The 26,252-nt window shown below is 59.6% G+C and carries 20 protein-coding genes and 2 pseudogenes; 12 read left to right on the top strand and 10 right to left on the bottom strand.

The annotated features are described in order from the left end of the window. Positions 1–5: 5 nt before the first annotated feature. Positions 6–3,398, bottom strand: a complete 3,393-nt coding sequence (locus NNA36_RS16555; protein WP_255109036.1) for a translocation/assembly module TamB domain-containing protein — start codon at positions 3,396–3,398, stop codon at positions 6–8. Next, positions 3,398–5,182 (bottom strand): autotransporter assembly complex family protein, encoded by a 1,785-nt coding sequence (locus tag NNA36_RS16550; protein ID WP_255109034.1) that lies wholly within the window; start codon positions 5,180–5,182, stop codon positions 3,398–3,400. The genes NNA36_RS16555 and NNA36_RS16550 overlap by 1 nt, the downstream gene beginning before the upstream one ends. 194 nt (positions 5,183–5,376) lie before the next feature. Here NNA36_RS16550 and NNA36_RS16545 point away from each other — a divergent pair, with 194 nt between their 5' ends. The 3 genes and pseudogenes from NNA36_RS16545 to NNA36_RS16535 all read left to right on the top strand — a co-directional run. Next, entirely contained in the window at positions 5,377–6,111 is a 735-nt protein-coding gene (locus NNA36_RS16545) for a 1-acyl-sn-glycerol-3-phosphate acyltransferase (RefSeq protein WP_255109032.1), read from the top strand. An 82-nt stretch (positions 6,112–6,193) separates the two neighbouring features. Further along, the gene (locus tag NNA36_RS16540) at positions 6,194–7,015 is read left to right on the top strand and encodes a flagellar motor protein MotB (RefSeq protein ID WP_255109030.1); all 822 of its coding nucleotides are present in this window, start codon (positions 6,194–6,196) and stop codon (positions 7,013–7,015) included. 87 nt (positions 7,016–7,102) lie between these two features. Further along, positions 7,103–8,368, top strand: a pseudogene (locus NNA36_RS16535) (flagellar hook protein FlgE); the annotation flags it as partial. Here NNA36_RS16535 and NNA36_RS16530 read toward each other — a convergent pair. The 3 genes and pseudogenes from NNA36_RS16530 to NNA36_RS16520 form a co-directional block, all read right to left on the bottom strand. Then, positions 8,356–8,496, bottom strand: a pseudogene (locus NNA36_RS16530) (flagellin); the annotation flags it as partial. The pseudogenes NNA36_RS16535 and NNA36_RS16530 overlap by 13 nt on opposite strands. 200 nt (positions 8,497–8,696) lie before the next feature. Continuing rightward, positions 8,697–9,056, bottom strand: coding sequence for a flagellar biosynthesis protein FlgN (locus tag NNA36_RS16525; RefSeq protein WP_255109028.1), 360 nt, complete (start codon positions 9,054–9,056; stop codon positions 8,697–8,699). Next, entirely contained in the window at positions 9,043–9,324 is a 282-nt protein-coding gene (locus tag NNA36_RS16520; protein ID WP_255109027.1) for a rod-binding protein, read from the bottom strand. Before NNA36_RS16520 ends, NNA36_RS16525 begins: the two co-directional genes overlap by 14 nt. A gap of 1,777 nt (positions 9,325–11,101) precedes the next feature. Here NNA36_RS16520 and NNA36_RS16515 point away from each other — a divergent pair. The 3 genes from NNA36_RS16515 (at position 11,102) to NNA36_RS20015 (ending at position 13,121) form a co-directional block, all read left to right on the top strand. After that, positions 11,102–11,524 carry a flagellar hook-length control protein FliK gene (locus tag NNA36_RS16515; RefSeq protein WP_255109025.1) on the top strand — a complete coding sequence of 141 codons (423 nt, stop codon included), beginning with the start codon at positions 11,102–11,104 and terminating at the stop codon, positions 11,522–11,524. A gap of 9 nt (positions 11,525–11,533) precedes the next feature. Beyond that, on the top strand, positions 11,534–12,178 hold the full coding sequence (locus NNA36_RS16510; protein WP_255109023.1) for a flagellar hook capping FlgD N-terminal domain-containing protein: 645 nt from the start codon (positions 11,534–11,536) through the stop codon (positions 12,176–12,178). Between the two features lie 106 nt (positions 12,179–12,284). Continuing rightward, the gene (locus NNA36_RS20015; protein WP_255109021.1) at positions 12,285–13,121 is read left to right on the top strand and encodes an aminoglycoside phosphotransferase family protein; all 837 of its coding nucleotides are present in this window, start codon (positions 12,285–12,287) and stop codon (positions 13,119–13,121) included. Here the strand turns inward: NNA36_RS20015 and NNA36_RS16500 are convergent. From NNA36_RS16500 to NNA36_RS16480, 5 genes are all read right to left on the bottom strand, one after another. Continuing rightward, positions 13,091–14,416, bottom strand: a complete 1,326-nt coding sequence (locus tag NNA36_RS16500) for an FAD-binding oxidoreductase (protein WP_255109019.1) — start codon at positions 14,414–14,416, stop codon at positions 13,091–13,093. The genes NNA36_RS20015 and NNA36_RS16500 overlap by 31 nt on opposite strands. Beyond that, positions 14,413–15,237 (bottom strand): ABC transporter permease, encoded by an 825-nt coding sequence (locus NNA36_RS16495; protein ID WP_255109017.1) that lies wholly within the window; start codon positions 15,235–15,237, stop codon positions 14,413–14,415. The genes NNA36_RS16500 and NNA36_RS16495 overlap by 4 nt, the downstream gene beginning before the upstream one ends. Further along, the gene (locus tag NNA36_RS16490; protein WP_255109099.1) at positions 15,234–16,148 is read right to left on the bottom strand and encodes an ABC transporter permease subunit; all 915 of its coding nucleotides are present in this window, start codon (positions 16,146–16,148) and stop codon (positions 15,234–15,236) included. The genes NNA36_RS16495 and NNA36_RS16490 overlap by 4 nt, the downstream gene beginning before the upstream one ends. A gap of 204 nt (positions 16,149–16,352) precedes the next feature. Continuing rightward, a complete protein-coding gene (locus NNA36_RS16485) occupies positions 16,353–17,477 on the bottom strand; it encodes an ABC transporter ATP-binding protein (RefSeq protein WP_255109016.1) in 1,125 nt (374 codons plus the stop codon). Between the two features lie 68 nt (positions 17,478–17,545). Continuing rightward, the gene (locus NNA36_RS16480; RefSeq protein WP_255109014.1) at positions 17,546–18,631 is read right to left on the bottom strand and encodes a polyamine ABC transporter substrate-binding protein; all 1,086 of its coding nucleotides are present in this window, start codon (positions 18,629–18,631) and stop codon (positions 17,546–17,548) included. A 180-nt stretch (positions 18,632–18,811) separates the two neighbouring features. Between NNA36_RS16480 and NNA36_RS16475 the strand changes: the two genes are divergently transcribed. From NNA36_RS16475 to NNA36_RS16450, 6 genes are all read left to right on the top strand, one after another. Beyond that, the gene (locus NNA36_RS16475; RefSeq protein WP_255109012.1) at positions 18,812–19,489 is read left to right on the top strand and encodes a GntR family transcriptional regulator; all 678 of its coding nucleotides are present in this window, start codon (positions 18,812–18,814) and stop codon (positions 19,487–19,489) included. 88 nt (positions 19,490–19,577) lie between these two features. Next, positions 19,578–20,966 carry an aspartate aminotransferase family protein gene (locus NNA36_RS16470; RefSeq protein ID WP_255109010.1) on the top strand — a complete coding sequence of 463 codons (1,389 nt, stop codon included), beginning with the start codon at positions 19,578–19,580 and terminating at the stop codon, positions 20,964–20,966. 413 nt (positions 20,967–21,379) lie between these two features. Beyond that, positions 21,380–22,480: an ABC transporter ATP-binding protein gene (locus NNA36_RS16465; protein ID WP_255109008.1), complete on the top strand. Its 1,101-nt coding sequence runs from the start codon at positions 21,380–21,382 to the stop codon at positions 22,478–22,480. A 94-nt stretch (positions 22,481–22,574) separates the two neighbouring features. After that, entirely contained in the window at positions 22,575–23,651 is a 1,077-nt protein-coding gene (locus NNA36_RS16460) for an ABC transporter substrate-binding protein (RefSeq protein WP_255109007.1), read from the top strand. Positions 23,652–23,729: 78 nt separating this feature from the next. After that, complete coding sequence (locus tag NNA36_RS16455; protein WP_255109005.1) at positions 23,730–24,980, top strand: ABC transporter permease; 1,251 nt, start codon at positions 23,730–23,732, stop codon at positions 24,978–24,980. A 6-nt stretch (positions 24,981–24,986) separates the two neighbouring features. Beyond that, the gene (locus NNA36_RS16450; protein WP_255109004.1) at positions 24,987–26,231 is read left to right on the top strand and encodes an ABC transporter permease; all 1,245 of its coding nucleotides are present in this window, start codon (positions 24,987–24,989) and stop codon (positions 26,229–26,231) included. Positions 26,232–26,252: the final 21 nt, after the last annotated feature.

Raw genomic sequence — 26,252 nt, 5'->3', positions numbered from 1 at the left:
TCGTATCAGTAGTCTTTCTGGTAGAACAGTCCGATGCCGGTGTTGGCGTCGGCCCCGACCTGTCCCTTGACGGTCAGGCTGCGGGTGACATCGAGGTTGAGGCTGATCGAGGAGTTGCCCTCACCGTCGATCCCGATCTCGGAATAGATGTTGTCGTTGATATATTTGCCTGCCGTGATCTCGGTTTGACCATTGGCGTCGGTAGAGACATCGAGATCGTCGATGCCAACCGAATTGCGCAGGCCGCCGAACAGGTTGCCGCCCCCACCGCCGGACATACTGGCAACCGCATTGGCGAGGCGGGCGGCCTGAAGCGGGGAAATTTCCGAGGCGGACGAGCCGAAGAGTAGCTGGGCCAGCGCTTCGTCCTCGGCCATCTCGGGGGAAGACGTGATCGAGATTTCAGGGGCGTCTGCACTGCCTTCGAGGATGATGTCGAACGTCGCATCCGCGGATTCGGTGGACGCCACAAGGCGAATATCGGGTGTGAAGCTTCCTGCGAGGGTTACGAGGCCTTCGGTCAGGTCGAAACGGCGGGCGAGGAAGTTGAGGCGGCCCCGCAGGAGTTCGAATTCACCTGAGGCGATGGGATTGGCCGTGGTGCCGGTCAATGTGAGCGCGCCGCCGAATTCGGAGTCGAGGCCAAGGCCGCGCACGAAGAAACGGTTGGGCGCGGAAATGGCGAGGTTGAGGTCAAACGGGGTGGATGCGCCACCGGAGGTGGTGGCAATGACGCCGGCCCGATCGCGGGTGCGGCGCACGCTGGCGGGCTCGCCGATATGGGTGATGGCGGTGCCCGCGCTGCCGGAACCGCTGGTGGTGGAAACGCGGATCTCGGTGGGATCAAGCAGGATGTCTCCGGCGATCAAGGCCCCGCCGGTCAGTGGCCCTGACAGGGTGACCTCGCCATTGAGTATGGTTTCGGCGAGGGCTTCGTATTTGACCCGGACCGCCTGAAGAGATGTCGAGATATTGCCGTTGAAGGGAGCGGAAAGCGTGGTGTTGCCGCGCACAGAGATCGCCCCACCAGCGGCCACGTCGCCATCGACAGAGAGGTCGGCGGTTCCGTTCGCGAGCGTGACCTGTGAGCGTATATTGTTCAGGGCCATCTGGAGATCGGGCAGGGACAGGCGTGTGTTGTCGGTCCGAATGGTGCCGCGCAGGTTCTCTGGCGACAATGCGCCATCAAGCGCTAAGTCGAAAGCGGCGGTGCCCTGAATGGCGTTGGGTTTCAACATGCGGTTTAGCGCGGCAAGGGGGAAATCACCCTTGGCAACAAGTGCGCCTGTTGCGAAATCCGCGGAGAGGGTGCCGGCGCTTTCAAGGGATGTGCCTGCCGGCCCTGTACCGTTGGTTTGGAAGCGCCAGCCATCAGCTGTCTGGGAGACTTCGGCTTGAAGCGCGGAATTGCCTTTCAAATCAGGGAACAGGTCCGAGAGGGCCTGGGTTACGGCGTCGATGCGGGCGTTGATGAGCGACTGTCGCGTTGTTGCGGTGGCCGAGAGGCGGGTGGCTCCGGGGCCGGTGGCTTCGAGGGTGGCATCCCAGCCCAGATCAGTCTCTGTTCCGGCGGAAATTAGCGAAACCGGGCCGCTGATGTCAGGCACGATGCGGGCCAGTTCATCCAGTGCAAGCGAGATGTCATAGCGGCTTTGTCCGGTCCGCAGCAGGGCGGTTCCGGTGGCGCTCACGGCGTCCGAGAGAACGCTCAGCTCTGGGATCGAGACACCGGTTTCGTCGCGATTTACGCTGACCGAGATACGTGAGGTGCCTTCGAGAAGCGCGTCAGCCTGGGGATGATCGAGTTTGAGGTTGTTCCCAGTCACTTGCGCGACAAGGTCAAAACTCCCTGCGAGAGGCATGAGGGTGCCGTTCGCATTTGCGCTGATCTGTCCGGACAGGGCGCGTTGGGCAATAGGACGGAGCCCCGCCAGATCCGAGATATTGGCGAGGATTGAGGTGTCGATCGTCGGGTTGGTGGCGGGACCGTTGATGGTGGCTTTGGCGCGCAGCGTGCTGTCGGAGGTCTCAACGCCGAGGCGTTCGATTTCCAGCGGGCCGCCTTCACGCCATTGGCCGCGCAGGGTGAAGAGGGCGGTGTCACCGATGGCCGCGGCGACGGCGTCATTGGCGGGATCGGTTGCCGTGATGCCTGTGGCATTGGCCGAGATCGCGGCGCTGACGGATTTGGGGGTGTTCGGGGCAATCACGCCCTGACCGGCCAATATGGTCTGGCCGATGGTCAGATCGGGTTGAACGAGGTTTTGGATATCGCCCGACAGGGTCCAGGTATTGCCGCGTTCCGCATCAAAGCGCGCCTTGAGATTGGCGCTGCCGAGGGAGGTGCGGACGCCGGGCAGCGGGAGGAGGATGCTTTCGGCCGTCGGATCGGCCAGCGCGATGTCGAGGGCGAACCGCTGGGGCAGGCGGTCGGGCGCCAGAACCAGGTCGCCGGACAGGTTCAGGGCGCGGGAGGTCAGGAGCAGCTGATCGAGCCGGGTGCTGCCGTCTGGGATCTGGCGAAGGACCGAGGTAAGCGAGATGTTCTGGCCGAAGAAGGCCCGATAGTCGGGCGCGAAAAGCGGGGCAAGATCGCCGCCAATGTCGACGTGAAGGGCGCTGATGCCAGTCTCTTCGTCGACCTGTGTTGCCACGGTGCCCTGTAGGCGGGGCTGGCCATCAGTGGCGAGGGCGATGCTGGTTTCGATGGTCTGGATCGGGCCGCTGCCCTCGACGCTCAGGCTGAGGGAAGGTTTGCCGGGAAGGTTCGCGAGGTTGGCAATCAGGCCATCTTGCGCCTCGGTGACCCTCAGGTTGATGTCGAGATTGCGGGTCTCGTTGGCAAAGCCTCCAAGCAGCGAGATTTCACCGGACACGTCATCCGTGCGGAGAACTTGCAGGCGGGTTGTGCCTTGGCCGTCGGCGAGTGCAACAGATCCCGTGAGGCGCGCCTCGAGCGGATGGCCAAGGACGTCCTTGCCCAATGTGATCTTGTCGATCTGAAGGGTGCCGATGTTCACGGAAACCGGAAGATCGGGCAGCGAGAACGGCGTGGCTTCGGGAGAGGGGGCGGAGGGTTCAGAGGCCGGGAGGCGCGGCAGGTAGATTTCGGCGGCGGACAGGCGGTTGATCTCGATCCGGCCCCGCAAGAGGGCGGCGCGGTTCCAATCAAGCGTGGCATCCTTGAGGGTGAGCCAGACACCGGTGTCGTCGGAGATCGTCATCTGGGACAGCGTGGCCTGCGCGCTGAGGGCGCCCTTGAAGCCATCGATCACGACCTCGCGGCCTGCGCCGGACAGGGCGTCCTGCAACATGCGGGTCAGGGCACCCTTGTCGTCTTCCTGGGAAAGGGCGGTGACGGGCCACAGAAGGGCGAAGATGAGGAAAAGGGCGCGCATCAGAAGGCCTGTCCTATGCCGATGTAGAGTTGCACGCCGCCGGAGTTGCTTCCGGAGACGGGGCCGGCGATGTCAACGCGGATCGGGCCAATGCCGGTGTGATAGCGGATGCCCACGCCTGCGCCGGAATGCCATTCTCCGCCCGAAGTAAAGTTAGTGCTCTCGCCGATGAAGCCTGCATCGTAGAAGGCAACCGCCGAGATGTTGCGGGTGGTGCGGATGCGCATTTCTCCGGAGAAGCCGAGGAACGAGAGGCCGCCGCTGTCATTGCCGCCGGTCGTGATGAAGTTAGACTGGAAGGGCTGGCCGCGCACGGTGCCGCCGCCGCCGGAGAGGAAGAGGAGGTCGGGCGGGGTGTTGGCAAGGTCGGGACCAAAGACGGCACCCAGCTGAAAGCGCCCGGCGGCCACCACCCGTTCACCCAGGCTGCGGTAGGCGCGGGTGTCGGAGAGGAGGTAGGTGCCGGATTCGGTGCCGCTGTAGCCCAGATAGGGCATCAGGATCACGCGGGAGTAGAGGCCGGAGGTGGTGTCCAATTCGTCGTCGCGCCCGTCATAAGTGGCGACAAGGGGCAGGCCGAGGAACTGGAAGCTGCGGTTGCCGAAGTCATCGGTGACATCGTTGGTTTCAAGTTGCAGACCGGCATAGACGGTGAGCTTGTCCGACACGAGGCGGTTGAACCCGATGCGGGCCGAGGCGCTTTCCAGGGTGTAGAGCGGATCGTTGATCCGTTCCGCAGTCAGCCCGATGGCGAGATCGGTATCCGCACCAAGGGTGGCAGGGCGGATCAGTTCGGAATCGAAACGATAGTCGGTGCCGCCGGTCTGGGCACCGATCCCCGAGGCCTCGCCCTCGATGCGCAGGCGTTCGCCGCCACCCAGAAGGTTGCGATGCAGCCAGTAGGCAGAGACAGAGACGCCATCACGGGATTCAAACTCGGCACCAAACCCGATGCGCCGGGGCTTGTTGTCCTGAAGCGCGACGTCGATGTCCATTTCATTTTGCGGTGAAACAGTCTCTGATTCCGTGATGGCGACCGATCGGAAGATGCCTGTGCGCCGCAGACGTTTGGAAATGCGGTCAAGCTCGTCCGGATCAAAGGTTTCGCCGGTGGGCAGCGAGATGATCTTGCGCAGGCGGCGTTCGCTTACCGCGGACTCACCGGAAAGGGTGAGGTTGCCAAAGCTGAGTTTCTGACCTGGCGAGAGGCGCAAATCGGCAGAGAGCGTTGCGTTGCGATGGTTGGCGCGTATGTCCTGTTGCGAGACGCGGGCCTTGGCGTGACCAGCGGCGCGCCATGCGTCTACCCCGGCCTGTGCGGCATTTCGGATGGCCGCCGTATTGGCGGTTTCACCGGTGGCAAAGCCTTCGGGAAGTTCCGTCGCGGGTGCGAGCGGGGCGATGCGGGTGGTGCCAAAGACGAACTTCGGCCCGGGCTCGACCCGGTACTCCACGCTGGTGACCTGTTTCAGGGGCTGGAAGGGCGGAAAGGACGCGACCTCGCGACCGTTGAGGCGAATGTCGATTGTCGGCCCGAAATACCCAAGGTCGTAAAGCACCGAGAGGATGCGGCGGTAATCGGCATTCGCCATCGCCAGAATGTCTTGCGGTTCCGTGATGCCCTCGGCCTTGGCTGTAAAGACAAGCGAGGCGGATTCAATGCGTCGGATCAGATCTTCGGGGGCGTCAACGCGGGTTTCGAAGGCCAAAGCGGCAGGCGCTGGCGCGCTCAGGGCCAGGCCGAGCGTGGCGCAGGCAAGCATCTGGCGCAGGCGCGGGCGCATTGGGCAATCTCCAAAACCGAAACTCTCTTGCTGGCAAATTAGGCGAGACACCATCGGGAGACCATAGCGCGTGGCGGGATTTCATCAGTTGTTTGCAAAATGCGCGATGAATGGCCGAAGGTTGCTCTCTCGAGTCGCGCAATGGATAGTGTGACCTGATAGCCTGCGCCGAACCGGGGGTGGGAAACGCGAATTTGAAACGGGTATTCTGGGGCATGTCATCAAGCCAAACCGCCACTTTGGGTATCCAGTTGCGAAGCACGGGGTTTTACGTGCTTTCCGTGCTGTGTTTCCTGCCGTTCCTGCTGTGCTTTCCCGTGTTGTGGATGCCGCGCCGCTTTCTCGTGGGGTTGGGATGTCGGTACCTGCGCCTACAGATGTGGCTATTGCGCTTCGTCTGTGGTGTGCGTCACGAGATTTTGGGGCGTGAGAACCTGCCGGCGGCGCCATTCCTGATTGCGTCACAGCATGAATCCTCGTGGGAGACCCTGTTCTTTCAGGAGTTGCTGCCTGACCCGGTGATGTTCGCCAAGAAAGAGGTGTTTGGCTATCCGATTGTCGGGATGGTGGCGCAGGGAGTCGGGCACATTCCGGTGGATCGCGGCGGATCGGTGGATGGCATGCGCGAAGCGCTGGACAAGGGTGTGGCCGTGGTCAGGGGCGGGCGGAACCTGTTGATCTTTCCCGCCGGTACACGGCGACGGCATGACAAGGGCCGCATACAATCGGGGATCGGGGTGCTTTATGCCAAGGCACAGGTGCCGGTGGTGCCGATCCTTTTGAACTCCGGCGGATGTTGGCCCTCGGGGACGCTGTTGAAATATCCCGGAACCATCACGGTGCGTGTCTTGCCACCGATTCCCCCGGGTCTTGACCGACAGAGTTTCCTGACGCGGTTGTCGGAAGACATGGCACCGGACCATCCCTGAATTTCTGTTGCATTTGAACCGTTAAACAGTTGGTAAGACGCCGGGTGCTAGGCCTGCTAGCGGGTGAGTAACAGGTGGTGAGATGAGTACGCAAAGCAATGCGGCTCCGGTCATCATCAAACGGAAGAAGAACGTTGTGGGCGACGGGCATCATGGGGGTGCCTGGAAAGTGGCCTATGCCGATTTCGTGACCGCAATGATGGCGTTCTTCCTGTTGATGTGGCTGTTGAACGCAACAACCGAGAAACAGCGCAAGGGGATTGCGGATTATTTCAATCCGACGGTGGCCGTCAATCGGGTGTCGGGCGGTGGTGAAGAGATGTTCGGCGGCAATAGTATTTTCGAAGAGCAGCTGCTTGCGCGGTCGGGTACCGGTGGGGTGGCCATCGTGTCGGAAATCGAGGCGGACGGCACGGCCCAGTCGGGAGAGGACAGCCGGCTTGAAGAGGTGGAAGAGTTGCTGCTTGGGCAGGGTGGCGAGAGCATGGCGCTCGACAATGCCCTGAAACACGTGGTGACGCGCCAGACCGATGAAGGGCTGGTGATCGAGGTGTTCGATCTGCCTGATCGGCCCCTTTTCGAGACACGTTCCGACAGGGAAACCGGCGATCTCAGGATCATTCTGGACATCATTGCAGAGGCGGCAAATCTGGTGCGCAACCGGATGGCGATCGAGGGCCATGTGGCATCCGAGGCCAAGGCCGTGGCGCATGACATGTCATGGCCCCTGTCCTCGGCGCGGGCCGATCGCGTGCGTAGTTTGATTGAAGAAGGCGGAGTCGTGGCAGAGCGCATCGCACGGGTGGCGGGGCATGCGGATCGGGAGTTGGTGGATCGCGATCCGCGCGCGGCGCGCAACAACCGGATCGAGGTGATCCTGCTGCGTGACCCCCAGGGGAAGTGAGGAAGATTTTATCTATTAGCCGGGTGTTAAGTGCGGCTGTCCTAACTGTTGTGTCGACACCAATCGACGCAGCAGAAAGGCGTGTTCATGACCATTTCTTCCTCACTAAACGCAGGGGTCGCGGGACTTTCGGTCAACGCGAGCAGACTTGCAGCCATCTCCGACAACATCGCGAACTCGTCGACCTTTGGCTACAAACGCATGGAATCCGATTTCCATTCGATGGTCATTTCCGGCAATGGCGGCACCTATTCCGCGGGTGGTGTCCGGGTCACGAACCAGCGCCTGATCGATCAACGCGGCGCCCTTCTGTCGACATCCAATCCAACCGACCTTGCGGTGCGCGGACGTGGCATGCTGCCGGTGGCGCTGGCGTCAGAAGTGGCGGTCGGCAATGGCTCCGAGCAGATGCTGCTGACGACAACCGGCTCGTTTCGCACGGATGCCAAGGGGTATCTGACGTCGGAATCGGGGCTTGTTCTGATGGGCTGGCCTGCCAATCCCGACGGCACCGTGCCGACCTTTCCGCGTGACACAAGCGATGGTCTGAAACCGGTGCAGATCAACGTGAACCAGCTGACCGGCGATCCGACGACGCAGATGACACTGGGCCTGAACCTGCCTGCGACCTCGACGGATGCCTCTTCGGCCGGGACCAGCGAAGAGCTTTCGGTCGAGTATTTTGATAACTTGGGCCGGTCGCAAAACCTTGCCTTTACCTTTACGCCAACCGTGCCAGCGACGGGTGAATCCAACGAGTGGACCATGGTGATCACCGATTCCGCCTCGGGAGGGGCTGTGGTGGGCGAATACACGATGGTGTTCGAAGACAGCCGCACCGGCGGCGGTACGCTGATGTCGGTGACAACCACGTCGGGCGGCACCTATGATCCTGCCACCGGCAGCCTGATCGCCACCGTCGCAGGCGGGCCGATGGAGATCAACATTGGACGGTTGGGCGAAAGGGATGGCCTGACACAGCTGTCGGATTCCTTTGCGCCGCTTCAGATCGCCAAGGACGGCTCGCCGGTGGGCAACATGACTTCGGTCGAGGTTGATGAAAACGGATTTGTGCATGCCTTCTTTGATACCGGCATCACGCGGACGATTTTCCAGGTGCCACTGGTGGACCTGCCCAATCCCAACGGAATGGTGGCGATGGATCACCAGACCTATCTGCCGTCGCCGGAAAGCGGATCGTATTTCCTGTGGAACGCGGGCGACGGGCCGACCGGTGACATCGTCGCCTATGCCCGCGAGGAATCGGCCACAGATGTCGCGGGCGAGTTGACCGACATGATCCAGACCCAGCGCGCCTACAGCACCAATGCCAAGGTGATCCAAACCGTGGAATTATCCTGGGCGTCGCCAACGCGTTTGCCGGTTGAAATCTGGGTTTGCGTTGTCGAGAGGCTGGAATTCACGGCCTTCAGGGTCTGCAGCGCAACCATTGCGCTGGTGTTGGTAAGTATGCTGGACATGGCACTTCCTTTTCAGGGAAAGGGCGCTTTTGCGCCCGTTGAACAAACCCGCCTTTCGGCGGTGACGAGTGTCGTTCTGACAAGTGCCGGCCCATGTTTGGGTACGGCGCCATCCGCACGGGATGCCCCGCGACAATGGCGCTCAATTCGCTAATGGAGTGCTAAGCCGCTCATCTAGAAAAAGCCGGATTTGAGACAAATCAGGCGCGCTTCTCCAGTTTGCGGGTCGTGGAGATGGAGAGATCGGATTTCTCTCCGTTGGAATTGTAGGTTTCCAAGGTTGTTCTGACGCGCCGCAAGGTGGCCATACGGTCGGCCACCTGCCGAACGCCGCGCAGGGCGCTGTCGAGAAGCCGCTGGTTCACCGACACCTTCTCATAGAGACCTGCCAGATCGGGGCGGGAGGTGTCATCAAGCGCCTCCAGCTGTTCAAGAAGGCCAGATTTCTGGTCGAGAATCAGCTTGATGTCTCCCAGCGCGCCATTGGCCAGAGCTTGCTTTTCCTGGTCGAGAAGGGTTTCGAGCTTTTCAAACAAGGCATGTGTTTCAAGGGCGCTCATCCGTACGCTCCTTCAGAGACTGATAGATGTTTTCCGCAAGCCCGATGCCCCCGGCACGGACCATGACCATTGCCTGTTCCTGCAAGAACAGAGACTGAAAATGTTCTTCTCCTTCGGACCCACCCATGCTTTCGGGGAGTTTCCCAAGTCCGGAGTGTTTCAGCATTTCCGCAAGAAAGCTGGCTTCGAGTTCCTGTGCAGCCTGCATGAGGCGCGGATCCGTCGGGGTGTGATGGATGGGCAGGGCGGGTTCGGCAACAGCCCTCATGGCGATACCTCCAATTTGATGCGGTTTCATCCAATCTGCCTTGTAAGCGGTAAAGAAGTGGTAACCTTGAGAGGTGAGTGTTGCGGCGACTGACTTGACCGGAGAATCCGAGATGATCCAATTGCTGCTTTCGCAAGTGACGGGCGCCCCTTCTGAAAACGGGAAGGGTGGGGTGCCACTCCCAAGCCACGCCGGTAGCACCGGAGAACCGGCTTTTGACGAGATCTGGGAGATTCACGCGACGCCTGACGAGCTGGATGCGGACGCCTTTGCAGGAGCTTCCGAGGATGAGGATACCCTGTATGTTCGCCCTGCGTCGGACCCTCGTGCACCAGATGAAGAAGCGGGTCCGATCGCGGAGAACGGTGGTTTGACGGGCGGTACAAATGATCAGCCTATTGCAGATATCGGGCCGGTCGAGGCTCTGAATTCTGCGCCTGACGCAGAAACTTCAGAAGGTCGGGAAAACGCTGTGCTGGAGGCGGAAATGACTCGGTTTCCAGAGCAGAGCGTCGGCATCACGCACCCTGTGCCCCACCTGATGCAGGTGACAGACGGGCCGTTGGCCAATGCAGCATCCAAGGCCGAGGGAATTTTCGAAACCCCGCCAGCGATGCCGAAGAGCACGCATCCTGAGGGTATCGAGGGGTGGCAGCCACCAGCAGCACTCCTGGCCGTTTCGCAAAATGAGTCGGATGCAACGATGGGGGCGAAGACACCCATTCCGCCTGATTCGGAAAGCCGCCACGGTTTTCCCATGTTGAGGACGTCCGCGGTGAGGGCGGATCAGAGCCCGATTCGCGACGCCGCGCCCTCGAATAGGATACTGGCGGCTGTCCCGGATGAAACTTGGCCTCCTGCGCAGACCTCTGACACGGGACCGTCAGGCAATGTGCCAAGAGATGTGCAGGCCTTGGTCTCACGAGACATGGGCCTGCCAATACGGGGAGTTGCTCAGCAAGAGAGGGCAGCAAAGGGCGAAATTTGCCATGCCAGGGCCGAAGGGCTTCGGACCGATTTGGAAGGTGCCTTGGTAGACTCGAGACCAGTTCTCTCTGACCAGGAAACTCCCAATGGTGCTGGGCCTGTTCCACGGGCGCGCGAGCACGAGGTTGCGGTGGCGCCCGTCAGAGTTTCACGTACGGTGTTGCGGGAGAAAGCGGGCACTTTGGTTTCCGATATGGGGGTCTTTGCCCCCTCTGGTTCCGATGCTGGGATGGCTGTCGAAAGAAACAGTAGAATGGTCGGGGGCGCGGCACACAGGGCCTCTCTCCCCGAGGGTGAGAGGCTTGCCATGGCGAGCCCGATGACAGGGGCGCAGGGGGCGTTGATGTCCCGAGAAATTGTTCCTGTTGGTGCCCGCCAAACATATGTGGCCGAGCGCGCAACGTTCAGAGATTTGACCGCGAAAGCGCCAAAACCGCCAAGTGTTGAAGGTGAAAGCCCCAAGCCTGCTGGGCCAGCATCTGGACCCAAAGTCACCGTACCACCCGGGCGCACTCTGACTGCGGCGGCACCAAAAGAGGCTGCGACCGGCATAGCGAAAGCAATGCCAGATGAACCCGCCTCCAAAGGGGCGCAGGAGACCCTTTTGCCCACTGCGCGCGCGCCGTCAGAGGCACAGGTTCAGAACATTGAGAGAGGGCAGACCGCTCCGGTGACGCCTGTGAGCAAGGCCTTAGACTTTGTCGCTGATGCACCTGCCCGGCCCGAAGGAAACCCTGTTGGGATACTTGAAACGCCACTTCAGCCACGCGCCGAGGCAGGCACAATCAAAATGGCGGCCGCGTCCATCTCAAATGATCCTGCCGCTGGCCGCCTTGTTACGCAGCAGCTTGCGGAAGTAATTCAGACGCGCGGCAATGGCGTTGTCGAACTGGCCCTGCGGCCAGAGGAGCTGGGCAGGGTGCGCATGGTTCTAGCCGGAAGCGAAAGCCAGATGACCGTGGTCATTCAGGCCGAGCGCCAGGGTACGGAAGAGCTTATCCGCCGTCACCTTGAGCAGCTGCAGCAGGATTTGCAGGACATCGGGTACAGCAGCATTTCCTTTGCCTTCGGGGATCGCGCACCGGAAGGAGACGCGCAAGTCAGGTCTGCCGGCCTTGGTCCTGAGATCGAAGGTGACATGGCGGATGAGGATCCGCTTGTGTCTGCCCCGGCTCGGTATGTGGTCGGCGGTGGTATGGACATTCGGATGTGAGGCAGGGTCATGGAGACAGCAACCACAGGGTCGATTTCGCAACCGGTGCAGCGCGGGCCGGCAAATTCATCGGACTATGAAACATTTCTCAAGATGCTCACCGTCCAGATGCAGAATCAGGATCCGTTGAACCCGGTTGAGGCATCGGATTTTGCGGCGCAGCTTGCGAATTTTTCCGCGGTGGAACAGCAGGTTTTGACCAATGACCTGCTGACATCCATCGAGGCGCGGCTTGCGTCTACCGGGGTTTCGCAACTTGCGGGATGGGTTGGCATGGACGTGCTTTCCCACGCACCGGTCTATTTCGAGTCTGGCGAGATTTCGGCCGAGTTGTCAGAAAGCCCCTATGCGGATCGTCGGGAGCTCGTGGTTCGGGATGCAGATGGTGTAGAAGTCTACCGCGCCATTGTCCCGTTTGAAGCTGAAACGGTTACTTGGAACGGGGACCTGACGACGGGTGCATCCGCGGACCCCGGTCTTTTCCGCCTCGAGGTCGAGGATTTTACCGGTGACAACCTGTTGGGCGCCGAGACCTTGGCGCTGCACAGCAAGGTTAGGGAGGCGCGGATAGGTGCCTCTGGGGTCGAACTTCATCTGGAAGGCGGGGCGGTGACACGGGCTGAAGACGTTTTGGGTGTGAGAATGCCGATCTGAGGCTTGCGGGACGAAACCAACTGACTTAGCGTCCCACATCCTCAAAAAGTGGATCGGGACTCTGAAGACCATCGGACAAAATCCGCCAGCGGCTCTTGTCGCGTCTGTGGCCAATATTGCACCCGAGGCGGCGGTCGCGGAATGGGAATTCCTGTCCGGAGGGCGTACGAATTCCGCTTGGCGGTTGCACTTGCAGGATGGTGACCTCGTCGTGAAACTCTATTCCGGCGTGGCAGAGAATCCCTTGTTCCCTAATGCGCCCGATGCAGAGGCGCGTTTGTTGCAAGAGCTTGACGGATCGGGGCTTGCACCCCGGCTTGTGGTGCAAATCGGAACCCCAGCGGGTGCGTGCAACATTTATGGCCACATTCAGGGACAGGTCTGGACAGAAGATACGGCTGGGCCGGCGCAGTTGATGAAAAAACTGCACATGCGTGCGCCATTGCAGGGATTGCGATCTGTTGCGGACGGGTCTGAAGCGGTGATCGAACACACGCGAACGATCCTTTCGAAATGCGTTCGGACCGACCATATCGACACGTCGCCAGCTGAAGACCCTGTTGCACCGTCGGGGCGTTCCTGCCTGCTGCACTGTGATATCGTTCCGGGGAACTTGATCCACAATGCTGGTGGATTGCATTTGATTGACTGGCAATGCCCGGCGGTAGGAGATCCCTGCGAGGATATCGCGATCTTTCTGTCGCCTGCGATGCAAAGCCTGTACCGCGGCAAGCCGTTGAGGGATGCTGAAGTCGCAGCCTTCATGGAGGCCTATGACTGTCCCGAGGTGACGGCGCGCTACGCGGCGCTTGCCCCTTTCTACCATTGGCGCATGGCTGCATATTGCCAGTGGCAGGCCGAACGTGGACGCACGGAATACGAAGAGGTTCAGGGGCTTGAAATCGCCGCAGCCTACAAGTCTGCCAGCGCGAATCCGAGGTAGGCGGGCCACATTGCCAACCTGCGAAAGCGCCCGCCCGGCATGCGACGGGGAGGCGTCTCGATCACCGCAGAAGAGGGCAGGGTCGCGCGGCCGAGAATCCGGTTGGCCAGCAGCGCACCGCAATAGCTGCCCATCGCGACGCCGTTGCCATGATAGGCAAACCCGGCAAACAGACCGTCCGCGCCCGGGACGGGCCCCGCGAAAGGGGTGAGGTCGGGCGAGAGGCAGACGAACCCCGACCAGTACCACGGCGTTTCAACATGCGCCCATGCCGGGAACATGCGCTCAAAATCGCGGCGGATCTTGGCCCTGATCTTGTGGTGCACGCCTGCTGAGGTCGCCAGCCCACCGCGCATCCCGAACAGGAACTGGCCGTTTGGCATCAGGCGGAAATAGTGCAGGAGATTGCGGGTGTCGTAGCACATCTGATGCGTGGTCCAGCCCTGCGCCTCGCGTTCTTCGATGCTAAGCGGGCGGGTGACAATCACGCTTGATTGCGCGGGGAGATAGCGGCCTGCCATCCAGTTCGGCAGGGTTTCGCTGGAATACCCGTTGGTGGCAAGGATCACCTTTTTGGCCGTAATGCGCCCCTTGGGCGTGGTGAGCGTATGCGTGCCATTGCCTGTTTCCATACCAGTTACGGACGTATTCCCGAAAATGCGCGCGCCTGCGGCCAAGGCACCGTCCATCAAGCCGATGACATATTTTCGCGGGTTGAGGGCAAAGCCGATGGGGGTGGTCATTGCCCCGTGAAAATTGCCACCCATTCCGTGTTCGCGAAGTTCTGCTTGCGGGATGACCTGCGGCTTTTGGCCATGCAGATGGGCAAGACTCTCGGCATAGGTGGCGAACCCCGCATAGTCGCGTTTGCGATGGGCCAGAATGGTTTCGCCTTCCGAATGGCGGTCAACGTCCAGACCAAGCTGGTCGATTGTTGCGTCGACCAGATCGACGGCGTCGCGTTCAACGAGAGCATAGTCCCTCGCGGCGTCCTCGCCGTGGCGCTTGATCATCTCTTTTGCGCCCAGCATGGAGCCGCCGAGGCAGCAGAACCCGCCGTTGCGACCGGACGCGCCCCAACCGGGCTGTTTCTCGTCCACAACCACGACATCGACGCCCGCTTCGGCCAGATGTAGCGCCGCAGAGAGGCCGGTGAATCCGGCGCCGATCACGGCGACTTCGGCGTTTATGTCCTCTGAAAGGGATGCGAGGCCCGGATCGGGCACCGTTTCGTTCCAGAAACAATGCTCAACCGGGCCGTTGCCATAGGAGAAGGGGTGACAGAGGCGGGTCATTCCGCCTCTGCGCGTTCCGCTGCCTGCTCTTCGCGCTGTTGTTTGACGGCACCGCGCTTGGAGATGATCGAGGCGCTGATCACACCAAGGGTCACGACGGCAATCATCAGGGTTGAAAGCGCGTTGATTTCAGGGCTGACACCCAGACGTACCGAACTCCAGATTTTCATTGGCAGGGTCGTTGCCGACGGACCGGCCGTGAAGGATGCGATCACCAGATCGTCGAGCGACAGGGTGAAGGCCAGAAGCCATCCCGAGATCACCGCAGGCGCGATGATGGGCAGGGTCACGAGGCGGAAAGCCTGAAACGGCGAGCATCCCAGATCAAGCGCCGCCTCTTCGAGCGACTGGTCGAAACTGACGAGGCGCGAGGACACGACCACCGACACGTAGCACATCGAAAAGGTCGTATGCGCAAGTACTATGGTCAGCACACCGCGATCCAGCCCGATGCCAATGAACAAAAGCAGCAACGACAGGCCGGTGATGACTTCGGGCATCACGAGAGGCGCATAGATCATGCCCGAGAACAGGGTGCGCCCGTAGAACCGCCCTGCGCGGATCATGACAATGGCCGCAATCGTGCCCAGAACCGTTGCAAGGGTGGAACTCATGACCGCCACCTTCACGGTGACCCATGCCGCATCAAGGAAGGCATCGTTCTGGAGCAGTTCGCCGTACCATTTGGTCGAGAACCCGGCCCAGACGGTGACCAGCTTTGACGCATTGAAGCTGTAGATCACAAGGATCACCATCGGCAGGTAGAGAAAGGCGAAGCCGAGGGTCAGAGAGGTTGCGTTGAACCAGCTGAAGCGTCTCATCCGTCAATCTCCCTCTGCTTTTGTTCGTTGCGCTGGAAGAGGATGATCGGGATCACGAGGATCAGCAGAAGCACCACGGCCACCGCGCTTGCCACCGGCCAGTCGCGGTTCGAGAAGAATTCTTCCCAAAGCACCTTGCCGATCATCAGCGTCTTGGAGCCACCAAGGAGCGACGGGATCACGAATTCACCCAAGGTGGGGATGAAGACGAGGAACGATCCGGCGATGACCCCCTGTTTCGAAAGCGGTGCCGTGACCAGCCAGAAGGCGGAAAGGCGGGAACAGCCAAGGTCTTCGGCGGCTTCCAGAAGGCTGCCGTCAAGTTTTTCCAAGGCCGAATAGATCGGCAGGATCATGAAGGGCAGATAGGTGTAGACGATGCCGATATAGACCGCGACATTGGTGTTGAGAATGATCAGCGGTTCCGAGATCAGGCCAAGCGACATCAACAACTGGTTGAGGTAGCCTTCCTGGCTGAGAATGCCCATCCACGAGTAGACGCGGATCAGGAACGAGGTCCAGAACGGCAGGATCACCAGCATCAGGAGGGTCGCTCGCCATTCGGTTGGCGCGCGAGCCATGCCATAGGCGATCGGGAAGCCCACCAGCAACGTCAGGATGGTCGAGGTCAGGGCGATCTTGAGGCTGGAAAGATAGGCTTTCCAGTAGAGATCATCTTCGGTCAGCCAGACAAAGTTTTCGAAATCCAGTTCCGAGAAGAAATCGGTAATGCCCTTCCAGCCGGCCGCCAGATCAAGGGTTGGCGTATAGGGTGGAATGGCAAGCGCCGTGTCCGACAGGGAGATTTTCAGAACGATGACAAATGGCACGAGGAACAGTGCCAGAAGCCATAGATAGGGCGTTCCGATAAGCAGGTTTTTGACAACCGGTTCTTTTCGATCCTCGCTCAGGAACTTCCAGACTAGGTAAATTACAGCGACTGAGATTGCCGCTTGTAAGGCAAACTTTGTCAGCGATCCGGCAACGGACGCAAATCCTAGAGCAAACCCAGGTCCCGAAAGTGTTGATAAGAACCAGTAGGTGCTCAGAACGCCATAAATTGCCGCTGCGCCAATGACCAATGTAGTGGCGAAATTGGTAATGCTGCGCATGGATCAGGTCTCCAACAGGACACCGGCCGTGTCGGTGAAGCTAAGCCAGACATTGTCTTCCCAGGTGAAGCTGCGGCGCGAGATGCGGCGGTTGTTGGCGGTTTGCGCCTTGATGATCTGCCCGCCGGCAAGTTCGACGTGGTAGGTCGAGATGTTGCCGAGATAGGCGATGTCATGCACCTTGCCCGGAATGGCGTTGGGGCTGTCGGGTTTCTCAGAGGAAATCGCCACTTTCTCGGGGCGGATCGCGAAATGCACCGTGTCACCGTTGGCAAATTCGCGGTTTGGCGTGCCGACGATCTCGGGTTGTCCCTCGGCCCAGGCGATGCGCAGGCGATCTCCGTCTTTGCCCGTTGCCTTGCCGCGGATCAGGTTCACGTCGCCGATGAAATCCGCCACGTAGGTCGAGTTGGGCGCTTCATAGATGTCGGCGGGGGTGGCCACCTGGATGATCTTGCCGTGATCCATCACCGCAACCCGGCTGGCCACGGTCATCGCTTCTTCCTGGTCGTGGGTCACGATGACAAAGGTGGTGCCGGTCTTCTCCTGGATGTCCATCAGTTCGAACTGGGTTTCCTGGCGCAGCTTCTTGTCGAGCGCGCCGAGCGGTTCATCCAGCAAAAGGAGCTTCGGTGCCTTGGCGAGAGAGCGGGCGAGGGCCACGCGCTGACGCTGACCGCCGGAAATCTGGTGTGGCTTGCGGCGGGCGAATTTTTCGAGGCGCGTGAGGCGCAGCATCTCTTCGACGCGCTGGGAGACCTCGTCCTTGGGGCGTTTGTCGCGGCGCAGGCCAAAGGCGATGTTGTCCCAGATCGAAAGGTGCGGGAACAGGGCGTAGGATTGGAACATCATGTTCACGGCGCGCTTGTTTGGCGGCACCGGAGCAATGTCCTGACCCGAAAGCAGGATGGTGCCCTCGGTCGGGGTTTCGAAACCGGCCAGCATCCGCATCATCGTGGTCTTGCCACAGCCGGACGGGCCAAGCAGGGCGAAGAACTCGCGCTCGTAGATGTCGATGGTCAGATCGTCGATTGCGGTGAAATCACCAAAACGCTTGGTGACATTCTGAAATTGGATGATCGGTTTTTCGTTGGGATCAGTCCAAGGTGCGAACACGTCTTGCGGCATCGGAACCTCGTAATTTTGCAAAAAGAACCCGCGCACTCAAAGGAATGCGCGGGCGATCTGTGTTGGGCTCAGGTGCCCGACTTGATCTTGGTCCACATGCGGGTGACGACCCGCTGTACCTTCGCCGGGTAGGGCGTGGTGGTGTAGAGGTTCTTGAGAGTTTCTTCATCCGGATAGATCGCCGGATCGCCGATCACGTCTTCCTCGAGCAGCGGTTGCGAGGCGAGGTTGCCGTTGGCGTAGTACACATAGTTCGACGCATCCGCCATGTTCTGGGCGTCCATGATGAAGTTCAGGAAGGTGTGCGCGCCTTCGGGGTTCGGAGCGTCGGCAGGGATGGCCATCTGGTCAAACCACATCAGGGCGCCTTCCGACGGCGCGTTATAGGCGATGTCGACACCGTTTTCGGCTTCGGCCGCGCGGTCGCGTGCCTGAAGGATGTCACCCGACCAGCCGATGGCCACGCAGATGTCGCCGTTGGCCAGGGCATTGATGTATTCCGACGAGTGGAACTTCTGAACATAGGGGCGCACGGCGGTCAGGATCGGCTCGGCTTTGGCGATGATGTCCTTGTCGTGGCTATCGGGATCTTCACCGATGTAGGCCAGAGCCGCGGGGATGATCTCGGCCGGGGCGTCAAGGAAGTGCACGCCACATGCCGCCAGCTTTTCCATGTTCGCCGGGTTGAAGACGAGATCGAGCGAGCCGATCGGTGCATCCGCGCCGAGGACTTCCTGAACCTTGCCCACATTCACGCCGATACCGGTGGTGCCCCACATGTAGTTGATCGAATAGGCGTTCTCTGGATCGTATTTCTCGGTGCGCGATGCGATCACATCCCAGAGGTTGCCGTGATTTGCGAGCTTGCCAGTGTCAAGCTTCTGGAAAGCACCGGCCGTGATCTGGCGCTGCAGGAAAGTGCCAGACGGCACAACTACATCGTAGCCCGAACCGCCGGCGAGCATCTTGGTTTCAAGAACTTCGTTCGAATCGAACACGTCGTAGATCAGTTTGAGGCCGGTCTCTTCCTCGAACTTGGTCAGCAGGTCTTCATCGATATAGTCCGACCAGTTGTAGACACGCACTTCGTCGGCGCTGGCGGCCATGGCACCGAGCGCCACGCTGGCGGCCAGAGTGAAAAGGGTCTTGTTCATATCATTCTCCCGTTGGATTGCCGGATTCTTGTCCGAGCTCTTGATCACGAGAATAATTTGATCATTTTTTTGTCGTATGGCAACATTCGATTGTGACAAAGGCGCAAAATAGCTTTCGATCACCCTATTGAAGAGGTAAAAAACGCGTAAATGGCAGGCACTCCAAAGGCAGTAACCGAAATGCCCTATGATGATGAAAACGCTCAACGACTTCCTGCGCACCAGCAGGTTTACTTCGAATTGCGAGAGCGTGTTCTGTTTGGAGAGTTTGCCCCGGGCCAGCCCGTCACGATTCAGGGGCTGGTAAAGGATCTGGGCGCGGGAATGACCCCGGTGCGCGAGGCGATTCGCCGTCTGACAGCGGAAGGCGCGCTTGAATTTCAGGGGAATCGCCGGATTTCGGTGCCTACACCGGATGCAGCCAGCATTGACGAGTTGATCTATGCCAGGACTGCTTTGGAACCCGAACTTGCCGCGCGGGCAGCGATCAACGCATCCGACGCGGACATTAATGATCTAGAAGCAATCGATCTCGAGCTCGACAAGGCCATCGCCAAGGGGGATGTCCCGGCCTATCTCAAGAAAAACTATGCTTTCCACGCAAAACTTTATGCGATGGCGAAGTCCCCGATCCTCACCGAAATTGCAGATGGTTTGTGGCTTCGCTTTGGCCCGTCGCTGCGCGTGGTGTGTGGACGTCTCGGGACACAGAATCTTCCCGACCAACACAAGGAAGCGTTGACGGCGCTGCGTGCAAGGGATGCGATCCGTACCGCGTCCGCGATACGGGATGACGTTGTTCAGGGCATGGAACAGGTGCGCCGCGCATTGGAAAAATCGTCTTCTTTGACAGACTAGATTGACAGCCAAAAATTTGATCATATTCTGATCGCAAACGGTACATGATCAAATTTGTGTACCCAGATTCAATCTTGTGAGGTCAGACATGAACATGATCACCAACCACATGCCCACTGCCGAACTGCAGGCACTGGATGCAGCCCACCACATCCATCCTTTCAGCGCGCAGGGCGAACTTGCCAAGAAAGGTGCGCGGGTCATCATGCGTGCAAAAGGTGTGACGCTGACCGACTCTGAAGGCGAAGAAATCCTTGATGGCATGGCCGGCCTTTGGTGCGTGAATATCGGTTATGGCCGCGACGAACTTGCCGAAGTTGCCGCGCGACAGATGCGCGAGCTGCCCTATTACAACACGTTCTTTCAGACCACGCACGTGCCGGTCATTGCGCTCTCGGCAAAGCTGGCCGAACTGGCGCCCGGTGACCTGAACCACGTGTTCTATGGCGGCTCGGGGTCCGAGGCCAATGATACCAACATGCGTCTTGTCCGCACCTACTGGGCGCAGAAGGGCAAGGACAGCAAGAAGGTCATCATCAGCCGCAAGAATGCCTATCACGGGTCGACCATGGCCGGGGCAAGTCTTGGTGGGATGTCGGGGATGCATGCGCAGGGCGGATTGCCGCTGCCGGATGTGCACCATATCAATCAACCCAACTGGTACGCCGAGGGCGGTGACATGACGCCCGAGGAGTTCGGCTTGCAGCGCGCGCGCGAACTTGAAGAGGCGATTCTGGAGATGGGTGAAGACCGCGTGGCGGCGTTCATCGCCGAGCCGGTCCAGGGGGCGGGCGGCGTGATCGTCGCGCCGGACACTTATTGGCCCGAGATCCAGCGCATTTGCGACAAGTACGAAATTCTGTTGATCGTGGATGAGGTGATCTGCGGTTTTGGACGCACCGGAAACTGGTTTGGCTGTCAGACGCTGAACATCCGCCCCGACATCATTACGGTCGCCAAGGGGCTAAGTTCGGGCTACGCACCGATCGCGGCCTCCATTGTTTCGGACGAGGTGGCCGAAGTGATCGGCGGATGCGAGTTCAACCACGGTTACACCTACTCCGGCCACCCGGTAGCTGCTGCTGTGGCGCTGGAGAATCTGCGAATCCTCGAAGAAGAGAAAATTGTCGAAACCGTACGTGAGGACACCGCGCCTTATCTAAAAGAGAAGTGGGAAGCGCTTGCCGACCACCCTCTTGTCGGCGAAGCAAAGATCGTTGGCATGATGGCTTCTGTGGCCCTGACCCCGAACAAGGAGACCCGCGCACCCTTTGCGGCAGACGTGGGTACGGTCGGCCTAATCTGTCGCGAGCATTGCTTTGGAAACAACCTCATCATGCGCCATGTGGGGGACCGCATGGTCATCTCGCCGCCCCTGGTCATCACCAAGGAGGAGATCGATACGCTGATCGAGCGCGCACGCCGGGCGCTGGACCTGACGCTCGCGCAGCTCAAAGAGGAAGACCTCCTGAAGTAACTCAAAACCTGAAGAGATTTCTGTCTTTTCCAGAACCCGGCGGTTTTTTCGCCGGGTTTTTTGGTTTCGAAAAAGGGCGATGCGCCGACAGATTCTGGGCAGTCCTAGGGTGAGTCGTTTGCACCAATTTCACGCATTCGCCAAAAAGTTTTGCTTTTTTTATGAGGGATCAAAGGACCAAAAAACGGCCGACTCGTTGCATCTTGCGCCAGATGAGAAGACGCAATTCGTTCTGAAAGGGTCGGTTTTTGACGAAAAATCGACCCAAACCGTCGCAAATTTCTTTCGGCTTTCCCGATGCTCGACTTAGGCTTTTCCTCATCATCGCGGTGTTGCACTTCCTTCGGGTCATGTGCTTACATCCTCGGGAGAAGCGCAGAACAATCTGCCGGACTAAAACAGGGAGCCGTTAATTGGCTGATTCCGTATCCAACGACGCGTTCGTGGAATTCGAACGCGTGCAGAAAAGCTATGATGGTGAAACGCTCGTCGTCAAAGACCTGAACCTGACCCTGCCAAAGGGCGAGTTTCTGACAATGCTGGGCCCGTCCGGGTCAGGGAAAACCACCTGTCTCATGATGCTGGCGGGGTTTGAGACCGCGACGCACGGCGAAATTCGTCTTGATGGCCGCCCCATCAACAACATCCCCCCGCACAAGCGTGGCATCGGCATGGTGTTCCAGAACTATGCGCTGTTCCCGCATATGACCATCGGCGAAAACCTGAGCTTCCCGCTCGAGGTGCGCAAGATGGGCAAGTCGGACCGCGAGGCCAAGATCAAGCGTGCGCTCGACATGGTCGAGATGGAAGCTTTCGTGAACCGCCGCCCCGCGCAGCTTTCGGGTGGTCAGCAGCAACGTGTGGCCCTTGCCCGTGCGCTGGTGTTTGAACCGGAACTGGTCCTGATGGATGAGCCGTTGGGCGCGCTGGACAAGCAGCTTCGCGAGAAGATGCAGTTCGAGATTACGCACCTTGCACACAGCCTTGGTATCACCACCGTTTACGTGACCCACGACCAGACAGAAGCCCTGACGATGTCTGACCGTGTGGCCGTGTTCAACGACGGCGTGATCCAGCAATTGGCGCCGCCGGATGAGCTTTACGAAGCGCCGCAGAACAGCTTTGTTGCGCAGTTCATCGGTGAGAACAACACGCTCGAGGGCACCGTAAAGGAAATCAAGGACGGTATCGCGCTGGTGCAGCTGGATGATGGCGAACTGATCGACTGTAAGCCGATCAACGTCAGCAAACCCGGTGAACGGACCCGTGTTTCGATCCGTCCCGAACGTGTGGAGTTCAACAAGGAACGCCTGCAGGAAGGCGCCCACACTCTGAAAGCGGAAGTTCTCGAATTCATCTATATGGGTGACATTTTCCGCACCCGTCTTCGCGTTGCCGGCAATGACGAGTTCATCGTCAAAACCCGTAACGCCCCCGACCAGGTTCGTCTTGAACCCGGCACGCAAATCGAAATCGGCTGGCTGCCGGAAGATTGCCGCGCGCTTGACGCCTGATCTCGACATCTGAAAGCGAACCGCTTCGGCCCGCAGGGGCCGGGGCATACAAAAAGCAAAAAACCACAAACTGAACCATCAGGAGAGGAAAACCATGAAACTTTCGAAAGTACTTATGGCCACCACGGCTCTGGCTTTCTCGGCAGGTGCCGCACTGGCATCTGAATCGATCACCGTCGTCAGCTGGGGCGGTGCCTATACCAAGAGCCAGGTAGAAGCCTATCACAAGCCCTGGATGGCCAAGACCGGCAACCAGGTTGTTTCGGAAGACTACAACGGTGGTCTTGCTGAAATCAAAGCGCAGGTGGAAGCCGGCACCGTGACCTGGGACCTGGTTGACGTTGAACTGTCGGACGCGATCCGCGGCTGTGACGAAGGTCTGCTGGAAGAGATCGACCACTCGATTCTGCCGGCCGCACCGGATGGCACCCCGGCGTCTGAAGACTTCATCGAAGGCGCACTGAGCGACTGTGCGGTTGCAAACATCGTCTGGTCGACCGTTTTCGCCTATGACAGCTCGAAAACTCCGGGTGTTGACAGCATCGACGACCTGTTCGACCTCGAAGCCTTCCCGGGCAAGCGCGGCCTGCGCAAGAACCCCAAGTCGCTTCTGGAAATGGCGCTGATGGCTGACGGTGTTCCGGCGTCTGACGTTTATGCCACCCTGGAAACCGACGAAGGTGTGGATCGCGCCTTTGCCAAGCTCGACACCATCAAGGACAGCGTTGTCTGGTGGGAAGCCGGTGCACAGCCGCCGCAGCTTCTGGCAGACGGTGAAGTTGTCATGACCACCGCCTACAACGGCCGTATCTTCAACGCGGCAGCAGGCGAAGGTAAGCCCTTCGAAGTTGTCTGGGACGGTCAGATCATGGACTTCGACCTGTGGGTGATGCCGAAAGGTGCTCCGAACAAAGAAGCCGCGCTCGACTTCCTGGCGTATTCGACCGACACCCAGCGTCTGGCAGATCAGGCGTCCTGGATCTCCTATGGTCCGGCACGTAAGTCTTCGGGTCCGCTTGTTGGTCTGTACAACGACGGCAAGACCGAAATGGGTCCGCACATGCCGACCGCAGAAGCCAACCTGGCAAACGCTCTGGTCAACAACTTCGAGTTCTGGGCAGACAACCAGGACGAGCTGAACGAGCGTTTCAACGCTTGGCTGGCCAAGTAATCGCAGATTGCGCACATGAGAAGAGGCCCCTCGCGGGCCTCTTCCACCCCCTGAACGAATCCTGTCGAGGCCTGTCTTATGACTGACACTTCCGGGCCGCTGCTTGCCGCGGACGGCACCCCCCTGAAAAAGCGATTGGCACAAGCGATGTTCCGCAGCCGTGCCCGTGCTTTTGGGCTCGCCTTTCCCCTGATCGCATTCATCATTGTGGTCTTCATCCTGCCTATCATCTTCCTCTTGTGGCAGGGCATCTATGATGCGCGCTATTCTAGGCTGATGCCGACTTCTACAGCCGCGATGGCGGATTGGGATGCGGTTTCGCCGCCCACCGAGGAAATGGCGGCCGCGATGGTCGCGGATCTGGTGAAAGCCCGCGAAAACAAGACCATCGGTCAGGTTGCGACCCGTGTGAACCGTGAGCTGTCGGGCACCCGCAGCTTGTTCACCAAGTCCGCCCGTAGCGCCAAGAAGATGGAAGCGCCCTATATGGAAGCGCTCATCAAAAAGGACAAGGACTGGGCCGATATCGAGGTCTGGAAGGCAATCAAGATTGCCTCGGTCAAGTACAACCCCGGCTATGTCGCCTCGGCGCTTGACCTGAAATACAACGCTGATGGCTCGTTCGAACGTCAGGATGAAGACCGCCGTATTCACTTGATGCTGTTCTGGCGCACCATCGAGATTTCGTTTCTCGTAACGGTGTTCTGTCTGATCCTCGGGTATCCGGTCGCTTTCTTGCTGTCGACCTTGCCCACGAAAACATCGAACCTTCTTCTGATCCTCGTGCTTTTGCCGTTCTGGACGTCGCTCCTGGTGCGGACGACCGCATGGATTGCAATGTTGCAGGCGCAGGGTGTGATGAACGACCTTTTCGTCGTCTTCGGCCTCGCCACGGATGAAGACCGGTTCAGCCTGATCTACAACAAGACCGGTACGCTGATTGCCATGACGCACATCCTGTTGCCGTTCATGATCCTGCCGCTCTACTCGGTGATGAAAACCATTCCGCCGTCTTATACCCGTGCGGCCAAATCCATGGGGGCAACCAATTGGACGGCCTTCTGGCGGGTGTACTTCCCGCAGTCGGTTCCGGGCATTGGTGCAGGCGCTCTGCTCTGCTTCATCCTCGCGATCGGCTATTACATCACGCCCGCCCTTGTGGGTGGTCAGGATGGCCAGATGATCTCGAACATCATCGACTTCCACATGCGTAAGTCACTGAACTGGAACCTTGCAGCGGCGTTGGGGCTCGTGCTCCTGGTGTTCGTGCTGTTCCTCTTCTGGATCTACGACCGTGTGGTCGGCATCGACAACATGAAACTGGGGTGATCCGATATGAGCACTGGTGAATACAGATATATCCCGCCCCAGCCGCCACTTGGCTTTACCCTTGGAATCCTTGCAGGATTCGGCGCCCTTGCCGGGTTGCTGACAGCGCAGGGCGCATTCAGCCTGTTCCTGCCTTACATGATCGTCGCGGCAGCTATCTTTGCAGGGGCTGGGTTCGCGGTGATCAAGGCCACGGACAAGCCGCTTGTGGCCGGTCTTGGAACGGCGCTCCTGTTCCTTGTTCTGGGTACGGTCCTGATTGCCTTCCCCTATGGTGTGCTGATGATGTTCATCGGCTATATCATTGGCCGCATGGCGCTTTGGCTGAATACGGGGAACTACCGCCTGAACCTGCCGCCCTATGCCTCCTCGCGTGAGGTGCTGTGGTTCTATTGTTTCCGCACGATCTGTGGCGCGATCTTTGTCTTCCTGATCACGCCGATCATTATCCTGATCCCGCTGAGCTTTAACCAAGAGCCCTATTTCAGCTTTACCCCTGGTATGCTGGCGCTGGATCCGGATGCGTTCTCGACCCGCTGGTACTGGGATATCCTTGCCAACGGTATGGCGGCGCCGGATGCGATTGCGGGCTGGTGGTCGGACATGTGGAACAACGCGCAATGGGTGCGTTCGGTTCGCAACTCCTTCTTCATCGGGATCTGCGCGACGCTGGTTTCTACGTCTTTGGGGACGCTGGCGGCCATCGGTATCAGCCGCTCCGAGATGCCCTGGCGTCGTCCGGTCATGGCGCTGTTGATTTCGCCGATGATCGTACCGCTGGTGATCACCGCGTCTGGCCTGTTCTACTTCTTCTCGGGTGTCGGGCTGGCCAAGACCTATATGGGTCTGATCCTTGCGCACGCCGCATTGGGCACGCCTTTCGTGATCATCACCGTGACTGCGACGCTGAGCGGGTTTGACCAGAGCCTGACCCGTGCCGCGGCCAATATGGGTGCAGGTCCGGTGACGACCTTCTTCAAGATCCAGATGCCGCTGATCCTGCCGGGTGTGATCTCGGGTGGCCTTTTCGCCTTTATCACCTCGTTCGACGAAGTGGTTGTCGTGTTGCAGCTGGCGGATGTGAAACAGCGGACCATTCCGCGCCAGATGTTCTCGGGTATCCGCGAGCAGATCAGCCCGACCATCCTTGCGGTGGCGACGATCCTTGTGATCATCTCGATCGGGTTGCTGACGGCGGTGGAGCTGTTGCGGCGCAGGTCGGAACGCCTGCGTGGGGTAACACCAAGTTAACCTTCGTTAACCACCTGTTAA

Source organism: Shimia sp. CNT1-13L.2 (assembly GCF_024331145.1).
GTDB lineage: Bacteria > Pseudomonadota > Alphaproteobacteria > Rhodobacterales > Rhodobacteraceae > Shimia.
Note: the sequence above shows the minus strand (reverse complement) of the source record. Positions and strands in the feature narration are given on the sequence as shown.

Bases quoted from the DNA above. Each gene is read 5' to 3' on its own strand.
- NNA36_RS16455 (WP_255109005.1), top strand. From the start codon at position 23,730: ATGACTGACACTTCCGGGCCGCTGCTTGCCGCGGACGGCACCCCCCTG.
- NNA36_RS16460 (WP_255109007.1), top strand. From the start codon at position 22,575: ATGAAACTTTCGAAAGTACTTATGGCCACCACGGCTCTGGCTTTCTCG.
- NNA36_RS16450 (WP_255109004.1), top strand. From the start codon at position 24,987: ATGAGCACTGGTGAATACAGATATATCCCGCCCCAGCCGCCACTTGGC.
- NNA36_RS16520 (WP_255109027.1), bottom strand. From the start codon at position 9,324: ATGAGGGCTGTTGCCGAACCCGCCCTGCCCATCCATCACACCCCGACG.
- NNA36_RS16525 (WP_255109028.1), bottom strand. From the start codon at position 9,056: ATGAGCGCCCTTGAAACACATGCCTTGTTTGAAAAGCTCGAAACCCTT.
- NNA36_RS16485 (WP_255109016.1), bottom strand. From the start codon at position 17,477: ATGCCGCAAGACGTGTTCGCACCTTGGACTGATCCCAACGAAAAACCG.
- NNA36_RS16540 (WP_255109030.1), top strand. From the start codon at position 6,194: ATGAGTACGCAAAGCAATGCGGCTCCGGTCATCATCAAACGGAAGAAG.
- NNA36_RS16510 (WP_255109023.1), top strand. From the start codon at position 11,534: ATGGAGACAGCAACCACAGGGTCGATTTCGCAACCGGTGCAGCGCGGG.
- NNA36_RS16495 (WP_255109017.1), bottom strand. From the start codon at position 15,237: ATGAGACGCTTCAGCTGGTTCAACGCAACCTCTCTGACCCTCGGCTTC.
- NNA36_RS16480 (WP_255109014.1), bottom strand. From the start codon at position 18,631: ATGAACAAGACCCTTTTCACTCTGGCCGCCAGCGTGGCGCTCGGTGCC.
- NNA36_RS16555 (WP_255109036.1), bottom strand. From the start codon at position 3,398: ATGCGCGCCCTTTTCCTCATCTTCGCCCTTCTGTGGCCCGTCACCGCC.
- NNA36_RS16475 (WP_255109012.1), top strand. From the start codon at position 18,812: ATGCCCTATGATGATGAAAACGCTCAACGACTTCCTGCGCACCAGCAG.
- NNA36_RS16515 (WP_255109025.1), top strand. From the start codon at position 11,102: ATGGCGGCCGCGTCCATCTCAAATGATCCTGCCGCTGGCCGCCTTGTT.
- NNA36_RS16470 (WP_255109010.1), top strand. From the start codon at position 19,578: ATGAACATGATCACCAACCACATGCCCACTGCCGAACTGCAGGCACTG.
- NNA36_RS16550 (WP_255109034.1), bottom strand. From the start codon at position 5,182: ATGCGCCCGCGCCTGCGCCAGATGCTTGCCTGCGCCACGCTCGGCCTG.
- NNA36_RS16500 (WP_255109019.1), bottom strand. From the start codon at position 14,416: ATGACCCGCCTCTGTCACCCCTTCTCCTATGGCAACGGCCCGGTTGAG.